Genomic DNA, 8975 nt, shown 5'->3' with positions numbered 1-8975 from the left:
CCTGCCGCTGCAGCCGGCCTTCTCCTGGGCCGGCACCTTTGCCGAAACCGCCGACGGCCTGCCCTTCTTCGGCCCCCACAAGCAATGGGGCCCGCGGGTCCTGTTCGGCATGGCCTACGGCGGCAACGGCATCACCTATTCGATGATCGGCGCCGGCCTGCTGCGCGCCCGCATCGAACGCCGCAGGCACCCGCTGGCCGCGCTGTTCGGGTTTGAGCGGCTGGAGTAAAGTTCCCCGGGAGGCGCTGCCATGACAGGCATCGTTCAAGCAGCCGGTGATAGCGTCAGCGCTGTCGGCGGCCTGCGTGCCGCCCGTCCGTTCCGGAGCCCATCATGATCCGCTCGCTTTCGCTGCTGCTGTGCCTGCTTGCCCCCGGGGTTGCCCTGGCCCAGTCCGCGGCAGGGGCCACCGGCCCGCAGTCGGCGACCGGTCTCAACCTGGCGGTCCCGCAGGCGCCCATGCAGTACCTGGGCGACGGGTCGCTGCGCGGCGACCCGCCCGGCACCTTCTACGGCGACAAGAGCGGCCGCCGCCGGAGCGACCGGGGTGCGGCCAACGGCATCGCCGATGTCACCGACGACAAGCTGCGGGTCAACGGCAGCATCACCACCGGCATCGGCTACGCCAAGAACTTCGGCAATACGCACTACAACGCGGCCGAGTTGAACCTCAACAAGAACTACACCACCGACGAAGGCAAGACCCACAACGTCAACGTGAACATCCGCGTCAGCGAGGGCAAGGGTCCGGGCTTCGGCCCCTACGGTGGGTATGGCGGTTATGGCTACGGCCCCGGCCCGGGGTACTGGGATTACCCGCCGCCGTACGGCTGGTGAGGTAGCACCACCACAGCGAAACGGCCGGGCTCCCCGGCCGTTTCTGCATCCGCGTCATGCGCGCTGCAGTGCTCAGTCCCACCAGCCTTCGCGCTTGCTCGACAACACGCGCCCGTCGTGGCCGCTCATGCGCACTTCCACGCGCTGGTTGCGCGCGTTGCGGGCCTCCAGCTTCCAGGTGGCACCGTCGCGTTCGAACGACTCCACCTGGCGGAAGCCGGCCTTCTGGGCCACGGCAAGGATCTGCCCGGCATCGAGCAGGGCGCGGGGGCTGCGGGGGTCGAAGATCTCGCCGGTGGCCGGGTCCACGATCACTTCTTCGAAGCTGCCATCGGCACGGGTGACGTCTGCTTCCCACAGGCCATCGTCGCGTTCCAGCTCGTGCACCTGGGTGTAACCGGCGGCGCGCAGCTTGGCCTGCACGTCGGCAGCGCTCAGGTCGGCGGCGAAGGCCGGGGTGGACACCAGTGCGGTGGCAAGGGCGGCGGCCAGGATCAGCTTGTTCATGGGGGTCTCCAGAAGGGGCCGGTCGATTCCGGCACCGCCAGTCTGGCAAGCGCACTTAAGCGGACCATGAGCCCGGCTGTTAGGCAATGTTTAGACACACCGCGTATACCGTAGGCATGCCTTTTGCCGCGTCCCTGTTGTTGCCCGTGCTGCTGGCCTTGAGCCCGCAGGAGCCCGTGCGCGTGCACGAGGGCGGCAGCCGCCAGCAGGAGGCGGTGCGCCAGGCCGTGCGCCAGGGCCGGCTGGTGCCGCTGCAGCAGGTGGTGGCCGACGCCCTGCGCCGCTACCCCGGCACGCTGGTGGAAGTGGAGCTGGACGACGGCAAGTACGAGATCGAGATCCTCGGCGCCAACGGGGTGGTGATGGAGCTGGATTACGATGCCGCTACCGGGCGCCTGTTGAAGATGGAAGAAGATTGATGCGCATCCTGCTTGCCGAGGACGATGCCCTGCTGGCCAACCGGCTGCAGGCCCTGCTGGAAGAAGCCGGCTACCTGGTGCTGCACAGCGCCGAGGGCCGCCAGGCCGAAGAGCTGGGCCAGATCGAGGACATCGCCGCGGCGGTGGTCGACCTGGGCCTGCCCGGGCTGGATGGCCTGAGCATCATCGAGCGCTGGCGCCAGGCCGGGCGCGGCTTCCCGGTGCTGGTGCTGACCGCCCGCGCCCGCTGGCACGACAAGCTGGCCGGCTTCGACGCCGGCGCCGACGACTACCTGACCAAACCGTTCCAGCCCGAAGAGCTGCTACTGCGCCTGCGCGCGCTGATCCGGCGCAGCGCCGGCCACGCCAGCCCGCGCCTGCAGTGCGGGCCGCTGCTGCTGGACGTCAACGCCGGCCGCTTCGAGCTGGACGGCGAACTGCTGCACCTGAGCCCGCAGGAGCAGCGCATCCTGAGCTACTTCCTGCACCATCCCGACGTGGTGATCAGCCGCTCGCGGCTGGGCGAACACGTGTACGAGGCCGGCTTCGACCCCGATTCCAACACGCTGGACGTGCTGATCGGACGGATCCGCCGCAAGCTGGGCAGCGACCTCATCCATACCCATCGCGGGCAGGGCTTCCGCCTGTCGGCGCAGCCATGAACACCGGTTCGCTGCGTACCCGCCTGCTGCTCGCCGGTGGCGTGGGCCTGGTGCTGGTGTCGGCGCTGGCCACGTGGTGGCTGGGGGCGATGTACGAGCGTTCGGCACGCAACGCACTGGACCAGCGCCTGGGCAACGAACTGATCGCCGTGCTGGCGCTGGCCGAAAGCGATGCGCAGGGCCGCCTGCAGCTGCGCCGCGAACTGTTCGACGAACGCTACCAGCGGGTGTTTTCCGGGACCTACTGGCAGGTGCAGGACGCCCAGGGCCAGCCACTGGGCCAATCGCGCTCGTTGTGGGATGAAACCCTGTCCACCCCGGCGACGCTGCGCACCGGGCCGGCGCAGGCCTTCGACACGACCGGCCCGCTGCAGGCCCCGCTGCGTGCGCTGGCCCAGCAGGTCACGTTGCCGCGGGTGCCCACGCCGCTGCGCGTGGTGGTGGCCACCGACCGCAGCGATCTGGACGCCCAGGTCAGCGCGTTCCGCCAGCGCACGGCCCTGGCGCTGGCCGTGCTGGTGGCCCTGTGGTTCGCGGTGCTGGTCACCCAGGTGCATTACGGCCTGCGCCCGCTGGCCGAACTGAGCCGCATCGCCGGCCAGGTCCGCAACGGCGAGAACGTGCGCTTTCCGCAGCAGGGGCTGGTCAAGGAAGTGGCGCCCCTGGCGGTGCAGCTCAACGACCTGCTGGACCACCATCAGCGCATGGTGGTGCGTGCGCGCCGCAGTGCCGAGGACCTCGCACATGCCTTGAAGACGCCGCTGACGGTGCTGATGACCGAAGCCGAGGGCGATGGCAGCGACTGGCGCCAGACCCTGCGCAGCGAAACCGCGCGCATGCAGGCCAGCATCGAGCGCTACCTGGCCGCCGGGATCGGCGCCGACAGCCAGCAGCGCACCGTGGTGGCGCCGGTCATGGGCGCGCTGTGCAGTTTGATGCAGCGCGTGCACAACGAGCGCGGGCTGGTGTTCGACCAGGACCCGGATGCGCAGGGGCTGTTTGCCGGGGCACGCGAAGACCTGGAGGAAATGCTCGGCAACCTGCTCGACAATGCCGGCAAGTGGGCCGCGCATAGGGTGCGTGTCAGCGTGCGCCACGAGGGCAACAAACTGCACCTCCGCGTGGAGGACGATGGCCCGGGCTTGCCCGACGCGGAGCTGCAGCGCGTGCTCGAGCGTGGCGTGCGACTGGACCAGCGCGCGGCCGGCAGCGGCCTGGGCCTGGCGATCGTGGCCGACATCGCCGAGAGTTACGGTGGCAGCTTGGTGCTAGCCAATACGCACCCCGGGTTGAGGGCGACGTTGACGTTGCCGGCGGGCTGACCCGCAGCCGGGTGGCGCCGACCGTTGGTCGGCTGCGTTTTGTGGACAACCGGACGCGCCGGTGTGTGCGGCAGCCGACCAACGGTCGGCTCTACCCCAGGGAGGAAATCGCGCACCGCTCGTAGAGCCGACCGTTGGTCGGCTGCGTTTCGCGGACACCCGAACGCGCCGACGTGTGCGGCAGCCGACCAACGGTCGGCTCTACCCCGGGGTGTATTTCAACGGGCCTGGTGCATCCACCAGCAATCGATGGCGTCGAGCACGATGTGGATCATCAGGCCGATGCCGAACAGCCGGGTTTTCTTCGGCACGCACAGGCCCGCATACACCGCAATCGCCGGCGCGGTATGCAGGGGATGGAAGCCGATGCTGCAGCGGTTCGGGGCGTAGATCGGGTCGGCCAGCAGGTGGTCCAGGTCGATGATCCACCCCAGCAACAGCAGCGCCCACGCCGACAGGAAGCGCTTGCGCCAGAACATCCACGCCAGCAACGCCGGCACGGCGGCATGCAGGACGAGGTGGAAGATGGCGCGCGCGCTCATGGGGTGTGGGGTGCCTTGCAATGACCGCCGGGCAGCGCCCGGCGTTACGTGAACGGGTGTGGCCCGAAGACCAGCACCCGTCACCGTCGGCTCAGACCAGAGGCTCGTCGGACAGGTAGGTGTACCCGGTCAGACCCGCTTCCAGCGCGTCGGACAGTTCCTGTGCACGCGCCGGCGACAGCTTCGCCGCCGCCACGCGTTCGGCATAGCTGGCCCGCAGGTCGGCCAGGCTGTAGCCCACGTAGTCCAGCATCACATCGGTGGTATCACCGCGGCGCTGCTGGGTGATCGCGTAGCCATCGGCGTCGGCCAGCACTTCCACCGCGTCGGTGTCGCCGAACAGGTTGTGGATGTCGCCCAGGATTTCCTGGTACGCGCCCACCATGAAGAACGCGATGCGGTAGCTCTCGCCCGGGTTCAGCGCGTGCAGCGGCAGCGAGCTGTCCAGGCTCTCGTTCTCGACGTAGGTCTTGACCATGCCATCGGAATCGCAGGTCATGTCGGCAATGATGCCGCGACGCTGCGGCTGCTCGTTCAGGCGCTCGATCGGCACGATCGGGAACACCTGGTCGATCGCCCACGCATCGGGAATCGACTCGAACACACTGAAGTTGACGAAGTACTTGTCCACCAGGCGTTCGTTCAACTCGTCCAGCGCCGGGCGATGGCTCTTCTCGTCGTAGCTCAGGCGCGCACGCACCGCATGGGCGATGGCGTAGAACAGGTCATCGATGCGCGCCCGCTGCGGCAGGTCGATCTGGCCCAGCGCATAGCTGGACAGGCCTTCGGCATGGAAGTGCTGCGCTTCCTGGAACAGCTCCACCGCCGGGCGCACGTCCAGTTCGTCGTGGATCTCGCGCAGGTGGCGGATCGCCGCCGGCTCGTCGTCGTGCTGGTCCGGCACGCGGCCTTCCTGCGCCTCTTCCACCTCGGACACGTTGGCAATCAGCACCGCGTGGTGCGCGGTCATCGCGCGGCCGCACTCGGTAACGATGCGCGGCGGGGTCAGGCCGTGCTCTTCGCAGGCATTGGCCAGCGGCTGCACGATGTTGCTGGCGTACGAGTTCAGCCCGTAGTTGATCGAGCAGAAGCTGCGCGAGCGGGTGCCTTCGTAATCCACGCCCAGGCCGCCGCCCACGTCCACGTGGGTGATCTTCGCGCCCAGGCGCGACAGTTCCACGAAGTAGCGGGTGGCTTCGCGCATGCCGTTGGCGATGTCGCGCACGTTGGAGATCTGCGAGCCCATATGGAAATGCAGCAGGCTCAGGCAGTCGGCATACTCGGTATCGCGCAGCGACTTCCACAGGTCCAGCAGCTGGCGCGGGGAAAGGCCGAACTTGGCCTTGTCGCCGCCGCTGTTCTGCCACTTGCCCGCGCCCAGCGAGGCCAGGCGCATGCGCACGCCCAGGCCCGGCTTCACGTCCAGCGCCTTGGATTCCTCCAGCACCAGCTTCAGCTCGGACGGCTTTTCGATGACGATGAAGGTCTGCAGGCCCAGCTTGCGGCCGATCAGGGCCAGGCGGATGTACTCGCGGTCCTTGTAGCCGTTGCAGACAATCAGCCCGCCCGGGCGCGACAGCGCCAGCACGGCCATCAGCTCGGGCTTGCTGCCCGCTTCCAGGCCGAAGCCCTCGCCGTGGTGGCTGGCCAGGGTGCCGGCCACGCCGCGGTGCTGGTTGACCTTGATCGGGTACACGGCGGTGTAGCCGCCCGGGTACTCCCAATCGGCCTGGGCCTGCGCGAACGCGGCCTGCAGCTTGCCCAGGCGCTGGCCCAGGATGTCCGGGAAGCGCACCAGCAGCGGCAGCTTGGCGCCGGCCTCGCGGGCGGCGTCCACGATCTTGGGCAAGGACACCACCGGGCCGTCCTGGCCAGTCGGTCTCACCACCATGTGTCCTGCCTGATCCACGTCGAAGTAACCATCCGCCCAATGCGGAATCGAGTAGGTCTTGCGGGCTTGGTCGAGGGACCAATCGGTCATTTCAGTGGGCCTGGTTGGTAAAAAAGGGGGTGCATGATAACGCCTATGTGGCGACAGCTCCGTTATCATGCGCGCCCGCGCCCGTGCTCAGGCTTGAAACCTGAACGGGCCAACCCGTCCGGACGTGGCTTGCGCCACGCGGCACCGCCGCCAGCCCGGCTCCAACACCCTTCCGAACAGGACTGCTATTCCATGACTGACAACAACAACTGGTACATCGAGCACTTCGAGCGCACCGGCTCGGCCATCGGCTACCGCCTGACCGGCAAGCTGGATGAAGTGCAGTCGCCGTTCCAGAAGATCGAGATCTTCGCGACCACCGACTGGGGCAACCTGATGACCATCGATGGCGCCATCATGCTGACCAGCAAGGACAACTTCTTCTATCACGAGATGATCAGCCACCCGGTGCTGTTCACCCACGCCGCGCCCAAGCGCGTGGTGATCATCGGCGGCGGCGACTGCGGCACCCTGCGCGAAGTGCTCAAGCACAAGGGCGTGGAGAGCGTGACCCAGTGCGACATCGACGAGCAGGTCACCGTGATGGCCCGCAAGCACTTCCCGGAGCTGTGCGATTCCAACGACGACCCGCGCGCCGAACTGATGTTCGACGACGGCGTGGCCTACATGGCCAATTGCCCGGCCGGCAGCGTGGACGTGGTGATCGTCGATTCCACCGACCCGGTCGGCCCGGGCGAAGGCCTGTTCAACAAGGCCTTCTACGAGAGCTGCTTCAAGGCGCTCAAGGACGACGGCATCCTGGTGCAGCAGTCCGAATCGCCGCTGATGCAGCTGGACCTGATCAACGAAATGCGCACCGAGATGGGCAAGGCGGGCTTCGGTTCGTTCAAGACCCTGCCGTTCCCGCAGCCGTGCTACCCGACCGGCTGGTGGAGCGTCACCCTGGCCCGCAAGGGCGAGAGCAGCTTCGACTTCCGCCAGGCCGATGCGGCCGCCAAGTCGTTCGACACGCTGTACTACACCGCCGCGCTGCACACCGGCGTGCTGGTGACCCCGCCGTTCGTGGCTTCAGCCCTGAAGGGCTGAAGCGCCGAGCGCCGGAGCCGATTGCTGCCGCGGTCAGCCGACCAACGGTCGGCTCTACCGGTTGGCTTCGGGCCCGGCGTTGATCGTTGGGGGCCGGCGTTGAAGAGGTAGGCACCGACCATTGGTCGGTGCGCCCTGTAACCGCGATGCAGGCGGACAAACAAAAAAACCCGCGCTGGCGACAGCGCGGGTTTTTTGCGTTTCCGGTAGTGCCGGCCGCTGGCCGGCAACCCCATGAACCCAAGGCCTCAGATCGCCCAGATCCCGGCAATCACCGCCAGCACCAGGCCCCACTTGATCACCTGGTAGGCCACCACGCTGCGCTCGCGCAGCGCCTTGGCTTTCAGCCGCACCTTGTACACGCCGCCAAACGCCTTGTTGACCCCACCGGTGGGGTCGCCCGGCAGGTTCGGCGAGGCGCCACCGGCCAGCAGCGTGGACGCCACTGCGCGGTTGAACAGGCCCGGCAGGCCGAAGCGCAGCGGGCGGGCGATATCGCAGAACAGGATCACCCGGTCATCGGGTGTCTCGTTGTGCGCGTGGTGGATGTAGGTCTCGTCGAACATCATCCACTCGCCATCGCGCCAGCTCTTCTTGATGCCGTCCACCACGATGTAGCAGCCATCGTCATTGGGCGTGGTCAGGCCCAGGTGCAGGCGCAGCGAACCGGCGAACGGGTCGCGGTGCGGGCGCAGTTCGCTGCCCGAGGGCAGCTGGGCGAACATCGCCGCGCGCACGTCCGGCAGCGACTCCAGCAGCGCGGTGGTCTTCGGGCACAGGGCCTTGGCCGACGGATGCGACGGGCCGTACCACTTCAGGTAGAAGCGCTTCCAGCCGCGGCGGAAGAACGAATTGAAGCCGGCATCGTTGAACGTGCTGGACGCGGCGATCTTGTCCGCATCGCGCAGCGCCAGCGCCTCGTCGCGGATCATCTGCCAGTTCTGGCGCAGCGGCTCCAGCTGCGGAAACTCCTTGCCCGGGTCCAGGAACGGCGTGGTCGGCACCTTCGAGAACATGTACATGATCACGTTGATGGGGGCCATGAAGCTGGAGTGGTCCAGCAGCTGCCGGGACCAGCGCGCGCGCACCTTACCGCGGAAATGGATGTACAGCACGCAGGCGATGAACAGCGCTGCCAGCACGATCTTGGTCATCAGTCTTCCTCCGGCAGGGCCGGAACCGAAAAGTGGGGGCGATGCACGGCAGAAACCGGCACCGGTAAGGCGTCAGGGGGCGGGGACGTGCCAGAGAGGGGCGGCCGCCCATGTCGCAATCAACGGCGTATGGTCGGCACCGGGTGCGTCGGGGTCAAGCGGGCGGTGGGACCTGTTCAGCGCGCCGTGCCTGAACGTGGGGCCTAGACTACCCCGATGCACCGCCACCCCGTCACCGCCGCCTACCCGCCCCTCAGCGAGGCCTACCAAGACTTTTTCGACCCCGTGGCCGGCGTCCAGGCACCCCGCATGTGCCGGATCGACGGCCCGGACGGCCCGCTGCACCTGGATCGCCACGGCCCGCCCGACGCCGGGTTGACCGTCATCCTGGTGCACGGTGCCGGCGGCTACGGGCGGATGTTCGCGCCGCTGGCCCAGCGCCTGGCGGTGGCCGGGCACGAGGTGCTGGCGCCGGACCTGCCCGGCTACGGGCTCAGCGGCGGG

At 68.1% G+C, this 8975-nt stretch carries 10 protein-coding genes and 1 pseudogene; 7 read left to right on the top strand and 4 right to left on the bottom strand.

The window, feature by feature from the left end; all coding sequences use genetic code 11:
• Together DBR34_RS01520 and DBR34_RS01515 are read left to right on the top strand one after the other, a co-directional pair.
• Positions 1-229 (top strand): annotated as a pseudogene (locus DBR34_RS01520) (FAD-binding oxidoreductase); the annotation flags it as partial.
• A gap of 104 nt (positions 230-333) precedes the next feature.
• A complete protein-coding gene (locus DBR34_RS01515) occupies positions 334-837 on the top strand; it encodes a hypothetical protein (protein WP_128095428.1) in 504 nt (167 codons plus the stop codon).
• A gap of 72 nt (positions 838-909) precedes the next feature.
• Here the strand turns inward: DBR34_RS01515 and DBR34_RS01510 are convergent, their stop codons facing one another.
• Positions 910-1344: a PepSY domain-containing protein gene (locus DBR34_RS01510; RefSeq protein WP_128095427.1), complete on the bottom strand. Its 435-nt coding sequence runs from the start codon at positions 1342-1344 to the stop codon at positions 910-912.
• A 116-nt stretch (positions 1345-1460) separates the two neighbouring features.
• Here DBR34_RS01510 and DBR34_RS01505 point away from each other — a divergent pair, with 116 nt between their 5' ends.
• From DBR34_RS01505 to DBR34_RS01495, 3 genes are read left to right on the top strand one after another with little or no spacing between them, the layout of a single operon-like run.
• Positions 1461-1763: a PepSY domain-containing protein gene (locus DBR34_RS01505; RefSeq protein WP_128095426.1), complete on the top strand. Its 303-nt coding sequence runs from the start codon at positions 1461-1463 to the stop codon at positions 1761-1763.
• Complete coding sequence (locus tag DBR34_RS01500) at positions 1763-2425, top strand: response regulator transcription factor (RefSeq protein WP_038685747.1); 663 nt, start codon at positions 1763-1765, stop codon at positions 2423-2425. Before DBR34_RS01505 ends, DBR34_RS01500 begins: the two co-directional genes overlap by 1 nt.
• Entirely contained in the window at positions 2422-3747 is a 1326-nt protein-coding gene (locus DBR34_RS01495; protein WP_128095425.1) for a sensor histidine kinase, read from the top strand. Before DBR34_RS01500 ends, DBR34_RS01495 begins: the two co-directional genes overlap by 4 nt.
• 218 nt (positions 3748-3965) lie before the next feature.
• Here DBR34_RS01495 and DBR34_RS01490 read toward each other — a convergent pair whose 3' ends face one another.
• Together DBR34_RS01490 and speA are read right to left on the bottom strand one after the other, a co-directional pair.
• Entirely contained in the window at positions 3966-4289 is a 324-nt protein-coding gene (locus DBR34_RS01490) for a DUF6122 family protein (RefSeq protein WP_128095424.1), read from the bottom strand.
• A gap of 91 nt (positions 4290-4380) precedes the next feature.
• Positions 4381-6270, bottom strand: coding sequence for an arginine decarboxylase (gene speA, locus DBR34_RS01485; protein WP_128095423.1), 1890 nt, complete (start codon positions 6268-6270; stop codon positions 4381-4383).
• A gap of 192 nt (positions 6271-6462) precedes the next feature.
• Here speA and speE point away from each other — a divergent pair, with 192 nt between their 5' ends.
• Positions 6463-7317, top strand: a complete 855-nt coding sequence (speE, locus tag DBR34_RS01480) for a polyamine aminopropyltransferase (protein ID WP_128095422.1) — start codon at positions 6463-6465, stop codon at positions 7315-7317.
• Positions 7318-7565: 248 nt separating this feature from the next.
• On the opposite strand, the gene DBR34_RS01475 is transcribed toward speE, so the two are convergent.
• The gene (locus DBR34_RS01475; protein WP_181393873.1) at positions 7566-8471 is read right to left on the bottom strand and encodes an aspartyl/asparaginyl beta-hydroxylase domain-containing protein; all 906 of its coding nucleotides are present in this window, start codon (positions 8469-8471) and stop codon (positions 7566-7568) included.
• Positions 8472-8687: 216 nt separating this feature from the next.
• Between DBR34_RS01475 and DBR34_RS01470 the strand changes: the two genes are divergently transcribed.
• A partial coding sequence (locus DBR34_RS01470; protein WP_146186749.1) for an alpha/beta fold hydrolase occupies positions 8688-8975 on the top strand: 288 nt, incomplete at its 3' end.

It is taken from the genome of Stenotrophomonas sp. HMWF003 (genome assembly GCF_003061285.1).
Lineage (GTDB): Bacteria > Pseudomonadota > Gammaproteobacteria > Xanthomonadales > Xanthomonadaceae > Stenotrophomonas > Stenotrophomonas maltophilia_AP.
The sequence above is the reverse complement of the archived record's forward strand: the minus strand, read 5'-3'. Positions and strand labels throughout refer to the sequence as shown.

Coding starts and splice junctions, on each gene's coding strand:
- DBR34_RS01515 (WP_128095428.1), top strand. CDS start 334: ATGATCCGCTCGCTTTCGCTGCTGCTGTGCCTGCTTGCCCCCGGGGTT.
- DBR34_RS01510 (WP_128095427.1), bottom strand. CDS start 1,344: ATGAACAAGCTGATCCTGGCCGCCGCCCTTGCCACCGCACTGGTGTCC.
- DBR34_RS01505 (WP_128095426.1), top strand. CDS start 1,461: ATGCCTTTTGCCGCGTCCCTGTTGTTGCCCGTGCTGCTGGCCTTGAGC.
- DBR34_RS01500 (WP_038685747.1), top strand. CDS start 1,763: ATGCGCATCCTGCTTGCCGAGGACGATGCCCTGCTGGCCAACCGGCTG.
- DBR34_RS01495 (WP_128095425.1), top strand. CDS start 2,422: ATGAACACCGGTTCGCTGCGTACCCGCCTGCTGCTCGCCGGTGGCGTG.
- DBR34_RS01490 (WP_128095424.1), bottom strand. CDS start 4,289: ATGAGCGCGCGCGCCATCTTCCACCTCGTCCTGCATGCCGCCGTGCCG.
- speA (WP_128095423.1), bottom strand. CDS start 6,270: ATGACCGATTGGTCCCTCGACCAAGCCCGCAAGACCTACTCGATTCCG.
- speE (WP_128095422.1), top strand. CDS start 6,463: ATGACTGACAACAACAACTGGTACATCGAGCACTTCGAGCGCACCGGC.
- DBR34_RS01475 (WP_181393873.1), bottom strand. CDS start 8,471: ATGACCAAGATCGTGCTGGCAGCGCTGTTCATCGCCTGCGTGCTGTAC.